Origin of the sequence: Devosia sp. WQ 349K1 (assembly GCF_016595685.1) — a bacterium.
Taxonomy (GTDB): domain Bacteria; phylum Pseudomonadota; class Alphaproteobacteria; order Rhizobiales; family Devosiaceae; genus Devosia.
Genome location: NZ_JAENGO010000003.1, coordinates 185905 through 203169, shown reverse-complemented (window position 1 = coordinate 203169; position 17265 = coordinate 185905). Strand labels below are relative to the sequence as shown.

Genomic DNA, 17265 nt, shown 5'->3' with positions numbered 1-17265 from the left:
CCATGCCCGCTCTCAATCCCGCATTTGCCGACATCATTGAACTGTTGATTGCAGTACCCGATGGCGATGATGCCGCGGTCGCGGCAGTGCGCCAGCGCGACGCAGCGCTCACAAAGCCCGTCGGCTCGCTCGGGCGTCTGGAAGAATTGGTCGAGTTTCTTGCGCGTTGGCAGCACCGTTCCAAGCCGCGTCTCGACAATCCTATGGTCACGATCTTCGCGGGAAATCATGGGGTTACGGATCAGGGTGTGTCGCCTTATCCGCGTGAAGTGACCGCGCAAATGGTCCAGAATTTCACGAATGGTGGCGCTGCGATTTCGCAGATTTGCGGACTGCACGAGATCAATCTGCGCGTCTTTGAACTCGCCCTTGAACTGCCCACAGGCGATATCACTAAGGAGCCAGCCCTCGACGATCAGATGTGCGCTGCAACCATCGCCTATGGCATGGAAGCCGTCGCCGGTAAGCCGGATCTGATCTGCTTGGGCGAAATGGGGATCGGAAATACCACAATCGCTGCCGCCATTTACGCAGCGCTTTATGGCGGCAATGGCGCGGACTGGGTTGGTCGGGGTACCGGCGTTGACGATGCGGGCCTCGCGCGCAAGGCCGATGCAGTCGATCGTGCTTTGGCCTTCCATGCCGGAAATCTCGAGCACCCGCTTGAGATTCTCGCACGCCTCGGCGGCCGGGAGATCGCGGCCATGCTCGGCGCCTTGCTCGCGGCTCGCCACCAGAAAGTTCCTGTTGTTATTGATGGTTATGTGGCCACGGCCGCCGCTGCTATCGCCCACGCGATCAACCCAGCCGCGATCAATCACTGCCTCTTTGCGCATGTTTCGGCCGAAACCGCCCACGCGCGCGTCTTGGAAAACCTGGGGCAGGTTGGCTTGCTCGATCTTGGTATGCGTCTTGGTGAAGGCACGGGTGCCGCACTCGCAGCCGTCATGGCCAAGACCGCGCTGCACCTTCACAACAATATGGCAACCTTTGAATCGGCCTCGGTCTCGAACAAGCAGGCCTAGTTCTCTGCCGAGGTTTCATCTGGCAGCGGCTTAAAATCAAAACCTTTTGGCCCCGGTTCAAGGGCCAAAAGGTCAACGCTCATGTCGTTGCGGAAGCGCAATACCGAAGCTGCCGCAAGCATTTCGAGCGCGGTGATGTCCTTTGCCTTCACTGCGGCATTGAGGGCCGCGTGCTCCACCAGGAAGTGCCGGATGTAAGTCTCGGCCATGATCTGCTTTTGCTGGTCGCTCAGCTGGGCGAAGGCAGGATCGATCGAAAACGCAGCGCGGAGTTGCGTCTGAACGGCGGAATTGTCGACCTTGGTCGAGTAAGCGCCGTTAGCCGTGATCCAGTTGAGAATCCAATACGACGTCAGCGCATCCGCGACATTTCCCAGCTCCAGCCCATCCTTGGCCACGAGCTCCTGCCAAGTGTCCAGAGCCGAGTTTTTCTCAAAAGCCTCTCGCAGATTGTCGCGCGCTTCCACGCCTGCCGACCAGCGGATTTCTTCAAGGAACTCGCGCTCAATGCGCGCCGAGGTGGTGGGAGAAAAATGGTATGAAGTGTCGAACGTCTCGTCTTCAACCTCTTCGGTTGGCGCCATCGGTGCAGTGGAAGTGGCCTCTTGCGCAATGCCAACAGTCAGGCTGAAACCGAAAAACAGTAGAGACGCTAAAATTCGCATAAAATCCTCCGACGCGGACATAGTCGCTATCCGCGTCGAAAATGTCGATCCTATGTCAGGCGATGTGAAAGCTTATCCCGCTGCGGAATAAATCTCGAGGCGGTCTTGGCGTTCAACAACTGGCGCAACGGCATCCATCACGCGCTGGCGCGGGAAAGTCGCAATGACCTCTGTGCCAAAGCGTAGCTTGGAGAAGAGATCAAAACGACCTTGGTGCAGGTCCATGATCTTTTGAACGATCGGCAGGCCCAGTCCAGCGCCTTGTTCGGCCGTCTTCTGTGCCAGAGATCCCTGACCGAATGACGACAGAACGGTCTCGATTTCGTTTTCTGGGATGCCCGGACCATTGTCCTTAACCGAGATCATTTGCCCGCCGTCAGCGCTGCGCTGCACGACCAAAACCACCTTGCCGTTTTGGGGGGTGAACTTGATGGCGTTGGACAGAAGGTTGAGCACAACTTGGCGGATGGCGCGTTCGTCACCCCAGAGTTTTGGCAGGTTGTCGCCAAAATTATAGGCCAACTCGATACCGCGTGAGCGCGCGCGCAGTTCCATCATGCGGCGGCAATCTTCCGAAATGTCGATCAGCGATACTGCTTCTTCGTTGAGCTCGTATTTGCCTGCCTCAATGCGGCTGAGGTCAAGCAGCTCATTGATAAGGTTCAGCAAATGCTGGCCACTGGCGTGAATATCGGTCGCATACTCGCGATACTGCGCAACTTGGTGCGCGCCCAATAGCTCGGATTTGAGCACTTCGGAGAAGCCGATGATCGCGTTCAGTGGCGTGCGCAATTCGTGGCTCATCGTTGCCAGAAACTGGCTCTTGGCAATGTTGGCCTGCTCAGCGTGGCGGCGCGCTTCGTCCGACATGTTGCGCGCTTCTTCCAGCTCAGCGATCAGCGCATCCTTTTCGGCCTGGTGCGCGATCGTCTCAAGTTCGGAAGCGTGAAGCTGGCGAGCGAGGTAGAGGAAAAACACTTCCCCACAGATGGCCACGGCCGACAGGGTGAAGTTCAATGTGCCACCAGCCAGCATCATCACAGCCGATGCTGAGATTGTTACGGGCAGGGTGCTTGCGAGCGTTGCAATGGGCAGTGTGTGCGTGGCTATGGCATTGCTGGCGATGGTCACCAGCACCATGGCAAACAGTACCGGCGTCAGGCCCGCTTGTGCTTCCAGCATTGGGAAGACTGCAAGCAAGGCGAGGGCCATGCCGCCGATGGTTTCAGCGATAGCGAAGTTAGTGGTCCAGCGGGCAGCGTTGAAACGGTTTGGGGGCACCGACAAGAAGCGGCGCGCCATCAGCACGACCACGAGCAGGCTCGCAATAACGACCCCGGCCCATAGGCCCGTAATGGTCAACGGGACCCAGAAGCTGGCAACGACGGCAAGAATGATAATGATTGCTGCCATGGGCAGCGCTGCGCCGAGGCGGGCGTTGGCGTAGTCCCGCATCAATTCATAATCGAAATCAGCGCGCGTGCCAGAACTGGACGTCAATCGTTGACGTGCTTCCAACACCGTTTTTTGGGCGATGCGCTTGCCGTCGCGCGCCGAACGCAAACGGTCATCGGCAATATAAGCCGGCATGGACGCCATGGACTCTTACTCGTTACACAACAGCGAGCAATTACGCGCTCGCACCATCTTTGTGGGACATTAGGCGTCTCGTGGTTAACGAGGCGTGTATCTAACCCGCCGCATTGGGCATATCCGACCGGCGGTGCGCGGCTAGAAACTGGTTAATATTCTCCTGAGACGTTCGAACACGTTGTCGTGCGCAATTTTATTGCGCAAAATTCGCCGATGTGGCACTCAGAAGGGCCAGTTGGCCGGTTGGTTCGGCCTTGTAGTGGAATCTGATTTCTGGGGGAGCAGAATGGCGCTCGACAAAATTGACCGTAAAATACTCACCATTCTACAAAAAGACGCGACGATGCCGGTCGCCGAGATTGGGCGTAAAGTCGGGTTGTCGACCACTCCATGCTGGCGCCGCATTCAAAAAATGGAAGAAGACGGCGTTATTCAGCGTCGTGTTGCTGTCCTCGATCCGGGCAAGGTCAATGTTGGCGTTACCGTATTTGTCTCGGTCAAAACAAACGAGCACAACGATGCTTGGATGCGCAAATTCGCTGGTGTGATTGATGAATTTCCAGAAGTCGTGGAATTCTATCGCATGAGCGGCGAGGTCGATTATTTGATGCGCGTGGTGGTGCCAGACATTGGTGCCTATGACACATTCTATAAGCGCCTCATTAGCAAAATTAACCTGACCGACGTCAGCTCGGCCTTCGCGATGGGGCAGATCAAATACACGACGGCTCTGCCGCTCGATTTCGCCATCGTTGTTGACGACGACAAATAGGCTTTGCGGGTAGCGATTGGGGGCGACTAGCCCCCGGTCACGCTCATATGACGCCCCAGCGCTGGCTCTGGTCGCGCACGATCAATCACGAAATCATGGCCCTTGGGCTTTATGAGCATCGCTTGGTCCATGGCGGCTTCAAGCCCTTCGAGGCCGCCATCACGCAACGCATCACGTAAACTGACTTGGTCCTCTTGGCCAAGGCACAAGAACAGCTGGCCTGTCGCCGTTAGACGGACCCGATTGCAGCTCTCACAAAAATTGTGGCTCATCGGCGTTATGAAACCCAAAATGCCGTCGGTCTCGGCCACATGCACATAGCGGGCAGGCCCGCCCGTGCGCTTATCCAAACGCGTGAGCGTATACCGCTGCTTTAGCTGATCGTGGAGCTCGCGCAGGGGCAGGTAGCTATCGACGCGATCTAGCCCCACCTCGCCGAGCGGCATGCCTTCGATCAGCGTGAGGCCCATGCCCTTGCCATGGGCCCAAGCCATCATGGCGCCAATCTCATCGTCATTGACGCCACGCATGGCGACCATGTTGATTTTGAGCTTGAGGCCAGAAGCTAATGCAGCGTCAATGCCTTGGAAGACGTCACCGATCCGTCCGCGCCGAGTGATCTCCCGAAATCGCTGTTCGTCGAGAGTGTCGAGAGACACATTGATCCGCTCAACACCGGCGGCCTTTAGGTCTTCGGCATATTTCGCCAGCTGGCTACCATTCGTCGTCAGTGTGAGTTCTTCGAGCCCCTCGCCGATATGGCTTCCGAGGCTGCGCACCAAATCCATGATATCACGCCGGACCAGAGGCTCCCCGCCGGTCAGGCGGATTTTGGTCGTACCGCGTGCGATAAACGCCTCAGCAATCGCTTCGATTTCTTCAAAGCTGAGCACTTCCTTTTTGGGCAGGAAGGTCATCTCTTCGGCCATGCAATAGACGCAGCGGAAATCACAGCGATCTGTCACCGAAATGCGCAGATAGCTGATCTGTCGACCATAGCGGTCAATGAGCGGTCGTGATGGCGCGATAGATGCATTCATGTCGCCCAATCTAATGGCCGAATGATGCGACGGAAAGCGTAGAAAACAAAAAGGGCCGCCGAAGCGACCCTTCAAAATCTATTTGGCGTCGATCAGTGATTGACGACGATGCGTGCGCCAACCTGAACACGATCATAAAGGTCGATAACGTCGTCATTGGTCAGACGAATACAACCGGATGAAACGGCTTGTCCAATCGACCAAGGCTCAGACGTGCCGTGGACGCGGTAGAGCGTCGAGCCGATGTAGAGAGCCCGTGCGCCCATCGGGTTATCAGGGCCGCCCGGCATGAAGGCTGGCAGGTCTGGGACGCGCTTGCGCATTGCTGGCGGCGGCGTCCAAGTGGGCCATTCTGCCTTGCGGGTTACCCGGTGCGCGCCGCTCCAAGTGAAACCGTCGCGGCCAACGCCGATACCATACTTCATCGCTTTACCGTCTTCTAAGACGAGATACAGGCGGCGTTCACCGGTTTCGATAACAATCGTGCCGGGCTTCTGGTTGGTTTCGTAATCAACCACTTGCTTCTTGATTGGGCTGCCGCCGCGGCCACCCGGTGTCGCGACACGTTCTTCGAACTGATTTGTATCTGGGTTGTACCAGCGTGCGGCGGAGCTCGGTAGGACCGTGCTGATCGCCAGCAGGATCGACAGACCGAACGCCAGTGCTATTTTTGTAATGCTCATGCGTCCACTTGGCCTTATTGACTGTGCGACTCAGTACCTATGTCGCGACAACTTGTGTACTTACTGCGACCAAGGGCACTAGAAAAGATAATGCAGGCCATTGGCGGCTTTCCGCGACGCATCATACGGTTATTGTGTTGCTAGTCGGTTACAATTGCTCCTGGTCGGCGCGCATACGCGACGAAGGTTTGGTTGACGCGAACACTGGGTCCTGCCACATCGCGGGCCATCGGATAGAAGGATTTTGGCATGAGCGAAGACCTCAAGCGTAAAGCGGCGGAAATGGCTGTTGCGGACGTAAAGTCCGGCATGCGGCTGGGATTGGGCACCGGCTCGACCGCCAAGCACTTCGTTGATCTGTTGGGCCAGCGTGTTGCAGACGGTCTGGACGTGATCTGTGTGCCGACTTCTGAAGTCACTGCCGCACAAGCCAAAAGCCTGAATATCCCTTTGTCAGATCTCGATACTTTGGATCGCCTTGATCTGACTGTTGACGGTGCCGATGAACTCGATGAACACCTCAATCTCATCAAGGGTGGTGGCGGCGCGCTGCTGCGTGAAAAGATTGTGGCCGCTGCCTCAGACGCGATGATTGTTATCGCCGATGGCACCAAGCGCGTCGAAATGCTCGGTCGTTTTCCTTTGCCTATTGAGGTCAACCGCTTCGGCTTGGGCGCGACGCGCCGCTCTGTCGAGGAGGTTCTTAAGGCCCATGGAGCGGAGGGCGGCCTCAAGTTACGCGGCGAAGATAAAGGGCAAGTCTTTGTCACTGACGGTGGACACTTGATCCTTGACGCTTTTTTTGGCCGTATTTCGCAGCCAGAAGTGCTTTCGAACGACCTGCTGAACATTCCGGGTGTTGTCCAACACGGACTTTTCCTGAATATGTGCCGCAAGGCTTATGTCGCGACGCCAGATGGCGTAGTGGTGATTGAAACAGGTAATTGATTGAGGGTGGACCGGGGCTGATGACCTTTGTGAACCGTAATTGGATTCGTGGCGCACGAGTCGCCGCATTTGCGGCAGTGGCAGCAGGCGCGCTTGCGTTTAGCGCCCCGACCTTTGCGCAGGAAGTTGCTCCAGAGCAGCTGGCGCTGGCTCGTAAGTATGTTGATCTGACGGACCGTGCTGCGGTTTTCGAAACCACCGTTGTTACGGTTGGTATCGACAGCATGGCTCAGCTGTTGACGCAGAACCCTGAAATTGAAGCGCAGCTCGATGAAGTCATCGGCGACGTTATCAAGGAATACAACGGCCGTAAGGGTGATCTGCTCGATCAGTTCGCACGTGTTTACGCTCTGCGTTTCACCACCGATGAGTTGCAGCAAATCGTGAACTTCTACGATTCTGCGGTTGGCCAGAAGCTGGCAGCGGCGAATTCGGAAGTGAACATGGACCTCCAGCGCATTCTTCAGGTTTACGAAAACAACCTGCGCGTCGAATTCTTTGCCAAGGTTCGCGCGGGTCTGCGTGACAAGGGCATCACGCTCTAAGGCGTGATCAAAAATAATCTGATTGACCCCGCCCAGTGCGGGGTCTTTTTTTGCCTAAGCTTTTGCCCCATATACAGCGCGTATTGGCGATGAAACTTAGGTGCCGCGATGAGCTTTGATTACGACCTGATTGTTATTGGTGCAGGTTCTGGCGGAGTTCGCGCGGCGCGTATGGCGGCGACTTACGGTGCCAAAGTCGCGGTCGTTGAAGAATTCCGGGTTGGCGGCACGTGTGTGATCCGTGGCTGCGTTCCCAAAAAGCTCTATGTTTATGCCTCGCGCTTCCGCGACGAGTTTGAGCTCGCCGAGAGTTTTGGCTGGCAGGTGGATGCAAGCTTTGATTGGCCGACCCTTGTCGCTGCCAAGGAAAAAGAGATCACCCGTCTCGAAAACGCCTACGCAACCAATCTGGCCAAGCCGGGTGCAGAAATCATTCGCGACCGCGCCGTCGTTACCGGTCCAAACAGCGTAAAGCTGCTCAAGGGCGACCGCGAGCTGACGACTAAGTACATTCTCGTCGCCACAGGCGCGACCCCGTTCATTCCCGACGTTCCGGGCAAGGAACTGGGCATTTCTTCCAACGAAGCCTTCGATCTGCCTGAACTGCCTAAGTCGATCCTTATTGAGGGCGGCGGTTACATCGCCGTTGAGTTCGCCACCATCTTCGCGGGCCTAGGTGTGGACACGTCACTCGTCTATCGCCGCGATAGGCTGCTGCGCACTTTCGACAAGGACATGAGCGACGGGCTCGAGTTTGGCCTTAAGGCGCGTGGCATCGCGCTGCGCTATAACGATGGTGTTGCAGGCCTGGCAAAGAGCGCAGACGGCGTCACTGTCACCTTCAAATCTGGCGACAGCGCCAGCTATAGCCAAGTTATGTTCGCCACCGGTCGCACACCCAATACTGATGGTCTTGGGCTTGAAACCGCAGGAGTCGCTCTCGATGGCCAGAAGAACATTGTCGTCGACGCGTTTTCGAAGACGAACGTTCCATCCGTCTATGCGGTGGGCGATGTCACCGGTCGCGTGCAATTGACCCCAGTGGCTATTCGCGAAGGGTGGTACTTCGCTGAAACACTATTCAACAACAATCCGCTGACGGTCGATCATTCCCTGATCCCCACCGCTGTGTTCTCGGAGCCGGAGATCGGGACTGTTGGCCTGACCGAAGACGAAGCCGTCGCTCAATCAGGTGATGTCGACGTCTACCTTGCTCGTTTCCGCCCCATGGCGAATACGCTCTCCGATCGGCAGGAGCGTGTGGTGATCAAGCTGATCACCGAAAAAGACGAGGGCAAGGTCTTGGGTGTGCATCTGCTCGGTCCAAGTTCGGGCGAAATGATCCAGATGGTTGCCATTGCCGTTGGCATGGGCGCGACCAAAAAGGACCTAGATCGGACAATTGCTCTGCATCCTAGTGCAGCCGAAGAACTCGTGACGTTCAAGTCACCGAGCTATTCCTATCGAAATGGCACCAAGGTCTAACGCGTTTAAACTTGGCACCAGCCCTCGGTCTTGCTAGAGCCGAGCGCAACACTTCCGCCTGCCTGCCTCAAGCGAGACGAATAATGACCGACTGGACCCCGAGCTCTTGGCGCCAGAAGCCTGTTAAGCAGGTGCCTGCTTACCCTGATATGGCTGCTTTGGCAGATGCGGAGCGTCAGCTCGCCAGCTTCCCTCCATTGGTCTTTGCTGGTGAGGCCCGCGAGCTTAAGTCCCGTCTTGCGGCTGTTGCGCGCGGTGAGGCCTTCTTGCTTCAGGGCGGCGACTGCGCCGAAAGCTTTGCAGAACACGGTGCGGATCACATTCGTGACTTCTTCCGCGTCTTCCTGCAGATGGCGGTGGTGCTCACGCATGGTGGCTCTAAGCCGGTCGTCAAAATTGGCCGCGTGGCAGGGCAGTTTGCCAAGCCTCGTTCTGCCGATACCGAGGTGATCGATGGCGTCGAGCTGCCGAGCTATCGCGGCGACATCATCAATGACATCGCCTTCACCGAAGGCTCGCGCGTTCCAGATCCGGCTCGTATGCTGATGGCCTACCGCCAGTCTGCCGCAACGCTCAACCTGCTGCGCGCTTTCTCGAGCGGCGGTTATGCCGAACTGACCCGCATCCATGAGTGGACCATGGACTTCATGAAGGGCTCAAATTCGAACGCCCGCTTTGAAGAAGTTGCCAAGAAGATCGACGACGCGATCACCTTCATGGGCGCGCTCGGCCTCAACCCAGAAAACACCCCTGCGCTGAAGCAGACGTCTTTCTACACCAGCCACGAAGCGCTGCTCCTGGGCTATGAAGAAGCGCTGACCCGTCGCGATAGTATTTCCAAAAACTTCTACGCCACTTCGGGCCATATGCTCTGGATCGGCGATCGCACGCGTAATCCAGACGATGCGCACGTTGAGTACTTTGCCGGTATTCACAACCCAATCGGCGTCAAGTGTGGCCCGAGCCTGTCGAATGACGATCTCCTGCGTCTGCTCGATCGTCTCAACCCGACTGACGAGGCTGGTCGTATCACGCTCATTTCGCGCTTCGGTGCTGACAAGGTTCGTGATCACCTGCCGCGCTTGATCGAAACCGTCCAGAAGGCTGGTCGCACCGTTGTCTGGTGCTGCGATCCGATGCACGGCAACACCATCAAGGCCTCCACTGGCTATAAGACCCGTCCATTCGATAGCGTCCTTACAGAAGTGAAGGAGTTCTTCTCCGTTCACCGCGAAATGGGCACTTACGCAGGTGGTGTGCACATCGAAATGACTGGCGACGACGTCACTGAATGCGTCGGCGGTATGTCGGCGGTCACTGAGCAGTCTCTGTCGGATCGTTATCACACCTATTGCGACCCACGCCTCAACGGTGCTCAGGCACTTGAGCTGGCATTCTTGGTGGCTGAAGAAATTCACGCTCAGAAGCCAGTGCGTGAAGTCGCGCCGGCAGCCGAATAAGACCTTACATTCGCAACCGGCGCGGAACGCGATCCGTTTCGCGCTGGCTTGCCCTTCAATCAGTGAGGGGCTAAGTCTCGCCACCTAGCCCGGCGGACTCCGGGTTTCTGCCCTTCGAACAGGCTCAACCACGTGACCGATCAGCTTCGCATCGCCCTCGCACAGCTCAATCCCAAGGTCGGTGACCTTGTTGGCAACCTCGCGCTCGGTCGTCAGGCTCTCGCCGATGCTGTCAGCGCTCAGGCGGACATTCTAATGTTCCCCGAGCTGTTCCTAACCGGCTATTTCCCCGACGACCTCCTGTTCAAACCCAAATTCATCGCTGATGCGGTAGCAACGGCAAAAGAGCTCGTCAAAGCGACGGATAGGACAGACGTAGTCATTATCTTGCCGACGATCTGGCAGGATAGCTTGGGTCTGCATAACGCTGTCATCGTTGCCGAGAATGGCGAGATCACCGCCATCCGCACCAAGCATGAACTGCCCAATTCAGATGTGTTCTTTGAGAAGCGCTACTTCACAGCGGGCGCTCTTCCAGAACCGGTGACGATCAAGGGTGTAACTGTTGGCATTCCGATCTGTGAGGACATCTGGCACGAAGCAGTCTGCGCGCAGCTCACTGAAATGGGCGCGGAAATCCTACTCTGCCCGAATGGTTCGCCATATTGGCGTAACAAGCAGCACGTGCGCAAAAATCTCGTCCGAGCTCGCACCGAGGAAGATCAAATCCCGTTGCTCTATCTCAATCAGATCGGCGGGCAGGATGAGCTGGTTTATGACGGCGCCTCCTTTGGCATGGAGCCGGGCAATAAGCTCGTTTTCCAGGGCAAGTCCTTTGAAGCCGACTTTATCATTTCGGACTGGGCTCGTGGTGAGGCGGGTTGGACCTGCACCAATGGCAAGATTGAAGAGCTGACATCGACTGATGAAGCCCCTTGGCGCGCCTGCGTCTTGGGCTTGCGAGATTACGTCAAAAAGAACGGCTTTAAAAATGTCGTTCTCGGCCTTTCTGGCGGCATAGATAGTGCTGTTGTTGCGGCCATGGCGGTTGATGCTCTGGGCCCTGAGAACGTTCACTGCATCATGCTGCCATACCGATATACCTCCGAAGCCAGCATCAAAGATGCGCGCGAATGCGCAGAGCTTTTGGGCGTACGCTACGACGTTGTTTCCATCGGCAATCCCGTTGATCAGGCCCTGGTCGAACTCCAGCCCGTCTTCGGGACGCGTCCTGCAGACCTCACCGAAGAAAACATCCAGTCGCGTATGCGCGGCGTGGTGCTGATGGCGGTCAGCAATAAGCTGGGCAGCATGCTGCTCACCACAGGCAATAAAAGCGAAATGGCTGTTGGCTACGCCACCATCTATGGCGACATGAACGGCGGCTATAATCCGCTCAAGGACATGTTCAAGATGGAAGTTTATCGCCTCGCGGCATGGCGCAATGCCAATGTGCCGGGCGATTGCCTTGGACCATCCGGCATGGTCATTCCGCAGAACATCATCGACAAGGCCCCGAGCGCCGAGCTGCGCCCGGACCAGAAGGACCAAGACTCTCTCCCGCCTTACCCAGTTCTCGACGCCGTGCTCACAGCACTAGTGGAGGATGAGAAATCGGTTGCGGAGATCGTCTCTGACGGTTTCGATAGCGAAATGGTGCTGCGGATGCAGCGCCTGATAAATATTGCAGAATATAAGCGGCGACAGGCCCCTCCGGGCCCTAAGCTGAGCGCTAAGGCATTTGGCCTTGGCAGAAAGTATCCAATCACCAATGGCTATAAGGATTTGATCGTCGGATGAGCGTAACTGTTCGCTGGGCGCCGTCCCCCACAGGTCGTATCCACCTCGGCAATGCGCGTCCTGCGCTGCTGAACTGGTTCTTTGCACGTCGTCATGGTGGCAAATATGTGCTGCGCATGGACGACACAGATTGGGCCCGTTCGACGCGTGAATTCGCCGACGGCATCGAGGTTGACCTCGACTGGCTCGGCGTTAAGCCAGATTTGCTGGTCCGTCAGTCAGAGCGCACTGCGCTTTACGATGCAGCGCGTGACAAGCTCATCGCCGCCGGGCGTCTCTACCCATGCTACGAAACGGAAGAAGAGCTTGATCGTAAGCGTGCACGCGCTCGTCTTCTGGGCAAGCCCCCGATCTATGATCGTGCCGCGCTCGACCTCTCGGACGAAGACAAGGCCCGTCTCGAAGCCGAAGGCCGTAAGCCACATTGGCGCTTTAAGCTCGATGGCAAGCCCGTCATTTTCGAAGACCTGATCAAGGGAAAGCAGACGGTCAATACCGCCTCCATGTCCGATCCCGTCCTCATCCGTGCTGACGGCAGCTATTTGTATACCTTGCCATCTGTTGTCGACGATATCGACCTCGCCATAACCCATGTGATCCGCGGCGAAGACCACGTATCCAACACCGGTACGCAGATCGAAATCTTCGAAGCCTTGGGCGGACCGACGCCGATTTTCGGTCACCACAATCTGCTCACCGATGCTCAGGGGCAAGGGTTCTCCAAGCGCCTTGGCTCGCAGTCGATTGCCGATTACCGCGAAGAAGGTTTTGAGCCTCTGGCTGTTGCGATCATGGCAACGCTCACCGGCACGAGCGTTTCGGTCGAAGCCTTCGATAGCCTCGACGCTATCGCCGAAAAGCTCGAACTCTCGATGATCTCACACGGTTCGGCTCGGTTTGATCCGGCGGAATTCGCCGCGGTCAACGCGCGCCTCTTGCACGCCATGCCCTACGAACAGGCCGCTAATCGCCTGTCAGCGCTTGGTGTTGAGGGCGAGGCAGGTTGGAACCTGCTGCGTGAAAACCTCAACAAGTTCGGTGATATCGTCGAGTGGAATGAGCTCCTCACCGGCCCGATCACGCCCGTCGTTGCCGACGAAGATCGCGAGTTCCTCGCGCTTGCCAAGGCGGCATTGCCACCAGAGCCTTGGGATCTGACCACTTGGGGGACTTGGACCGACGCGCTCAAAGCATCGACCGGTCGCAAGGGCAAAGCACTGTTCTTGCCCCTGCGCATGGCGCTAACTGGCCGTCATGACGGCCCAGAACTTAAGAGCCTGATCGTCCTGCTTGGGCGTACGGAGTGTCTGGCCCGACTACCCTAACGGCCTTGCCGTCAAAATTGACGATCCGGAGTTCCTGCGGTGCAGGGGCTTCGGGTCGACGGGCAATCTCTCCCGGGCCAGATGGTCGTGGACGGGGCAGGGGGACGTCGACCATAGCGACAGCCTGAACTGCAAGCATTTCGGGCTGAACTGCTGCCTGAACGGGCGCAACGCCACGCGGGTCCCGTCGTGGCATCGGGAAAGTCATCCCGTTGATTTCCATCATTTCAACCTGCTGACCAGCGTCTGTGCTGGCGACCTTAACCGCGCCTGCAATGGACGGAGCGGCTTTGCAGCTCGACGCATTGTCGAACTTTTCGCGATAGGCGAAGGCATAGGGCATCGCACTATATGCGACGCCGCCAGTGTTACGCATCTGCTCGGGTTCTTCGCCGGGATTGTTGTAATAGAACAAATCAACCGGCGTATTGGGACACATCTGCTGACACGCCTGCGCGTCATTCGTCAGATAGTCCGGCAAGGTCGAATAGCTGATTGGCCAGAAGTAGCCATCCGTCAGGCGCACGCAGAGTGTACGAACGGTGTTGTAGCCAGAATTGCCCCAGCCGCCTTCGACAAAATCGCCATTGGTGAAGTCCTGCTCTGAGGACGACCCGAAAATACGATCAAAAATGCTTTGACGGTCGCCGGACATGCCGGTGTTCGCCGCACAGCCAAAGCGGGCCATTTCCTGCAAAATCGCTTCGCGCTGTTGGGCTACTGCGGTGGCATTCTGCATGCCTTGGGAGGCATTGGCCAAGTCTTCGCGGGCCTTTAGCACATCGCGCGCGATGCCTTGGCATTCCTGATTCAGCTGCCGACCCGCACGCGCGTCGTCATTGCAACCGCGACGGATATAGCGGCTTTCCGCATCCTGCACCTGACGCTGCAATTGGCGCAGAACATTGGGATTATTGCCAAATCTCTGGAAGTCGCCATTGCTGTTGAACTGCACCAGCGCATTCTGCAGCTGCGCACATTGGGCGGCTTGCGCGTAGGCGGTATTCACGTCCAGCACGAGCATGATCGCGGCCAGAGCGAAAAGAAAGACGGAACGAAGACCGGTCGAAATTTTGGTCACGTAATATCCCTTGACGAGTCGCAACCTAAGCGACCTTGGAGTCCTTAAGACATCGCTAGGGCTCCTCGCAACATTATACGCCCGGCGCGAGGGATTGTTACCTCTATGCTGTGACGCAAAGCTTTGGAGTTATACCTAGGATGAAACTGGCAACGCTGCGCAACGGCCGCCCTGATGGACAACTGGTCGTCGTATCGAATGACCTGTCGCGATATGTTTCGGCGGGCCGCATCGCAGCAACGCTGCAATCTGCGTTAGATGACTGGGACAGTGCCAAGCCTGCTCTTGCGGCCCTTTCGGCTCAGCTCGAAGCCAACCAGATCGCCGGCCAGCCCTTCGCCTCCGCACAGGTTTTAGCGCCCCTGCCGCGCGCCTATCAGTGGATTGATGGGTCCGGCTATATGAGCCATCTCGAACGCGTTCGGTCGCTGAAGGGAAGCAAGGACGAAGAGCTGCAGTCGGTCCGTCCGCTGCTCTATCAGGGCGGTTCTGATTCGCTTTCTGCCCCGACGGATCCGATTTTGGTCCCCTCGGATGACCTCGCGACCGATTTCGAAGCGGAAGTTGCCGTAATCATCGGCGCAGTGCCGATGGGTGCGGACAAAGCAACGGCCACTGCCGCCATTCGGCTCATCACCGTTTGCAACGACGTTTCGCTGCGCAAGCTTGTCGTTGATGACCTCCAAAACGGCTTCGGTTTCTTCCACGCCAAACCGTCCACGAGCTTTGCTCCAGTGGTGGCGACAGCCGACGCATTAGGGGCTCTCTGGCGTGAAAACCGCCTGCACTTGCCGGTGAAAATCGAGGTCAACGACACGCTCTACGGGCAGCCCAATGCAGGGGTTGGTGTCCACTTTGATTTTGCCGATCTTATTGTCGAGGCTGCAAGAACGCGCTCTCTCGCTGCTGGCACAATCATCGGGAGCGGCACCGTTTCCAATGCTCATGACGAGACCTTGCCGATCAAGCAAAACGGCATTGGCTTTGCCTGTATCGCCGAAGCACGCACGGCCGAAAAGGCCAAATTCGGGGGCGCGCGCACGCCCTTCCTGAAGAGCGGCGATCGGGTTCGCATCGCCGCCATCAACGAAGCGGGGCAGTCCGTTTTTGGTGATATCAATCAAACGGTTCGTGTCGCCGGAGCGTGATCACATTCCCGTGTACGCCTTGGTGCAATGTGGCGTCGGTGTAGAGTGTCTGTAAAGGCAGCCGCGCTGCCAGATTATTCGCCTCCAAAGCGATAGGGCGGCCCCGTGGGGTCGCCCATTTTTTGTTTTCACTTGCTTTTCTTCAAGGGCACGGCCAATGTCCCGCCCATGAAGACTCTGTGCACGATTATCACCTGCATTATTAGCTGCTAACCAAGCGTTGGCGGAGCAGTCTTCTTCATCCTGATAGTGCGCAATGGATAGAGGCTCCCGCCAGGGCATCAAACCGTCTGGCCTACAGGACCCATCCATGAGCACGGCAAAGCCGAAGTTGAATTTCTACAATACGCTCACGCGCTCGAAAGCGCCGTTTGAGCCTATGGATGCCAACAACGTCCGCATGTATGCGTGCGGGCCGACGGTTTATGACTTTGCTCATATCGGTAATGGTCGTGCAGCTATCGTCTTCGATCTGCTGTTCCGCGTGCTGCGCTACACCTATGGCGCTGAACACGTGACCTACGTTCGTAACCTCACCGACGTTGACGACAAGATCAACGCTCGTGCACTGCGCGATCATCCCGATCTGCCGCTCAATGAAGCGATCCGAAAAGTCACCGAAACGACGGCTGCGCAGTACCAGAAGGACGTCGCCGCTCTCGGCTGCATGGAGCCGACCGTTCAGCCGCGCGCCACCGATAATATCGAAGAAATGCAGCGCTTGATCGCGACGCTGATCGAACGCGACCATGCCTACGAAACCAATGGCGAAGTGCTTTTTGCTGTCGATAGCATGGACGAATATGGCCAGCTTTCGGGCCGCAGCCTTGAGGACAATCTCGCCGGCGCGCGCATTGCCGTCGAAAGCCACAAGCGCAACCCTGCGGACTTCGTGCTCTGGAAGCAGTCCTCTCCCGAGGAGCCTGGTTGGGATAGCCCATGGGGCCGCGGCCGTCCGGGCTGGCATATTGAGTGCTCTGCCATGTCCGAGCGGTATCTCGGCAAGACCTTCGACATCCACGGCGGCGGGCTTGATCTGATCTTCCCACACCACGAAAACGAAATCGCTCAGTCCCGTTGCGCTCATGGCTCGCACGCGATGGCGAACGTCTGGATGCACAATGGCTTCCTGCAAGTGGAAGGCCAGAAGATGTCCAAATCCTTGGGCAACTTCTTCACCATCCAGCAGCTGCTCGAAACCACGGATTTCGGCGGCCGCACTTGGCCCGGTGAAGTCCTGCGCCTTGCGATTTTTATGACCAATTATCGTGAGCCGATTGATTTTACGCAGCGGCGTTTGGAAGAGGCGCTGAACCTGCTCGAAAAATGGGAACGTGCCGCTGGTGACACCGCGCCTGCGGCTGAACTCGCCCCAGACCTTGTCGCCCAGCTCGCAGACGATCTCGATACGCCCGGCGCGGTCGCGAAAATCCATGCTCTGATCATGGATGAAGGGCGCGCTGCCGACGGTCTGGCGCTGGCCGATCTCATGGGTATCAAGATCAAGCGTGATATGGCTGTTGATACGAGCGTAGCCGAAAAGGTCGCCGCCCGTCTTGCTGCACTCAACGCCAAAAGCTTCGCTGAGGCCGATGCAATCCGCAATGAACTCGCGGCACAGGGGATCGCGCTTCTTGATGGTAAGGATGAAAACGGTCAGCGCACCACCAAGTGGGAGCTAAAGCGCTAATCCAT

At 57.2% G+C, this 17265-nt stretch carries 15 protein-coding genes; 10 read left to right on the top strand and 5 right to left on the bottom strand.

Annotation, left to right across the window (positions count from 1 at the left end; genetic code table 11):
* The first annotated feature begins 2 nt into the window (after positions 1–2).
* On the top strand, positions 3–1025 hold the full coding sequence (gene cobT, locus JHL21_RS07090; protein WP_200212703.1) for a nicotinate-nucleotide--dimethylbenzimidazole phosphoribosyltransferase: 1023 nt from the start codon (positions 3–5) through the stop codon (positions 1023–1025).
* Here the strand turns inward: cobT and JHL21_RS07085 are convergent.
* The gene (locus tag JHL21_RS07085) at positions 1022–1690 is read right to left on the bottom strand and encodes a DUF6683 family protein (protein ID WP_200212702.1); all 669 of its coding nucleotides are present in this window, start codon (positions 1688–1690) and stop codon (positions 1022–1024) included. The genes cobT and JHL21_RS07085 overlap by 4 nt on opposite strands.
* 72 nt (positions 1691–1762) lie before the next feature.
* The gene (locus tag JHL21_RS07080) at positions 1763–3289 is read right to left on the bottom strand and encodes a sensor histidine kinase KdpD (RefSeq protein WP_254081965.1); all 1527 of its coding nucleotides are present in this window, start codon (positions 3287–3289) and stop codon (positions 1763–1765) included.
* A gap of 280 nt (positions 3290–3569) precedes the next feature.
* On the opposite strand from JHL21_RS07080, the gene JHL21_RS07075 reads away from it, so the two are divergent.
* The gene (locus JHL21_RS07075; RefSeq protein WP_169194703.1) at positions 3570–4055 is read left to right on the top strand and encodes an Lrp/AsnC family transcriptional regulator; all 486 of its coding nucleotides are present in this window, start codon (positions 3570–3572) and stop codon (positions 4053–4055) included.
* A gap of 26 nt (positions 4056–4081) precedes the next feature.
* Here JHL21_RS07075 and moaA read toward each other — a convergent pair whose 3' ends face one another.
* Together moaA and JHL21_RS07065 are read right to left on the bottom strand one after the other, a co-directional pair.
* Positions 4082–5095 carry a GTP 3',8-cyclase MoaA gene (moaA, locus tag JHL21_RS07070; protein WP_200212701.1) on the bottom strand — a complete coding sequence of 338 codons (1014 nt, stop codon included), beginning with the start codon at positions 5093–5095 and terminating at the stop codon, positions 4082–4084.
* A gap of 92 nt (positions 5096–5187) precedes the next feature.
* Positions 5188–5778: a L,D-transpeptidase gene (locus tag JHL21_RS07065; protein WP_169194705.1), complete on the bottom strand. Its 591-nt coding sequence runs from the start codon at positions 5776–5778 to the stop codon at positions 5188–5190.
* A gap of 249 nt (positions 5779–6027) precedes the next feature.
* Between JHL21_RS07065 and rpiA the strand changes: the two genes are divergently transcribed.
* From rpiA to gltX, 6 genes are all read left to right on the top strand, one after another.
* A complete protein-coding gene (gene rpiA / locus JHL21_RS07060) occupies positions 6028–6726 on the top strand; it encodes a ribose-5-phosphate isomerase RpiA (RefSeq protein ID WP_200212700.1) in 699 nt (232 codons plus the stop codon).
* Between the two features lie 20 nt (positions 6727–6746).
* The gene (locus JHL21_RS07055; RefSeq protein WP_200212698.1) at positions 6747–7271 is read left to right on the top strand and encodes a DUF2059 domain-containing protein; all 525 of its coding nucleotides are present in this window, start codon (positions 6747–6749) and stop codon (positions 7269–7271) included.
* Positions 7272–7379: 108 nt separating this feature from the next.
* On the top strand, positions 7380–8756 hold the full coding sequence (gor, locus tag JHL21_RS07050) for a glutathione-disulfide reductase (RefSeq protein WP_200212697.1): 1377 nt from the start codon (positions 7380–7382) through the stop codon (positions 8754–8756).
* 80 nt (positions 8757–8836) lie between these two features.
* The gene (locus JHL21_RS07045) at positions 8837–10216 is read left to right on the top strand and encodes a class II 3-deoxy-7-phosphoheptulonate synthase (RefSeq protein WP_200213032.1); all 1380 of its coding nucleotides are present in this window, start codon (positions 8837–8839) and stop codon (positions 10214–10216) included.
* Between the two features lie 132 nt (positions 10217–10348).
* A complete protein-coding gene (locus JHL21_RS07040; RefSeq protein WP_200212696.1) occupies positions 10349–12016 on the top strand; it encodes an NAD+ synthase in 1668 nt (555 codons plus the stop codon).
* Entirely contained in the window at positions 12013–13341 is a 1329-nt protein-coding gene (gene gltX, locus JHL21_RS07035) for a glutamate--tRNA ligase (protein ID WP_200212695.1), read from the top strand. The genes JHL21_RS07040 and gltX overlap by 4 nt, the downstream gene beginning before the upstream one ends.
* On the opposite strand, the gene JHL21_RS17965 is transcribed toward gltX, so the two are convergent.
* Entirely contained in the window at positions 13286–14422 is a 1137-nt protein-coding gene (locus tag JHL21_RS17965; protein WP_200212694.1) for a DUF2865 domain-containing protein, read from the bottom strand. The two genes, gltX and JHL21_RS17965, sit on opposite strands and share 56 nt — an antisense overlap.
* 140 nt (positions 14423–14562) lie before the next feature.
* Between JHL21_RS17965 and JHL21_RS07025 the strand changes: the two genes are divergently transcribed.
* Both JHL21_RS07025 and cysS read left to right on the top strand, forming a co-directional pair.
* Entirely contained in the window at positions 14563–15570 is a 1008-nt protein-coding gene (locus JHL21_RS07025; RefSeq protein WP_200212692.1) for a fumarylacetoacetate hydrolase family protein, read from the top strand.
* Positions 15571–15880: 310 nt separating this feature from the next.
* On the top strand, positions 15881–17260 hold the full coding sequence (gene cysS / locus JHL21_RS07020) for a cysteine--tRNA ligase (RefSeq protein ID WP_200212690.1): 1380 nt from the start codon (positions 15881–15883) through the stop codon (positions 17258–17260).
* Positions 17261–17265: the final 5 nt, after the last annotated feature.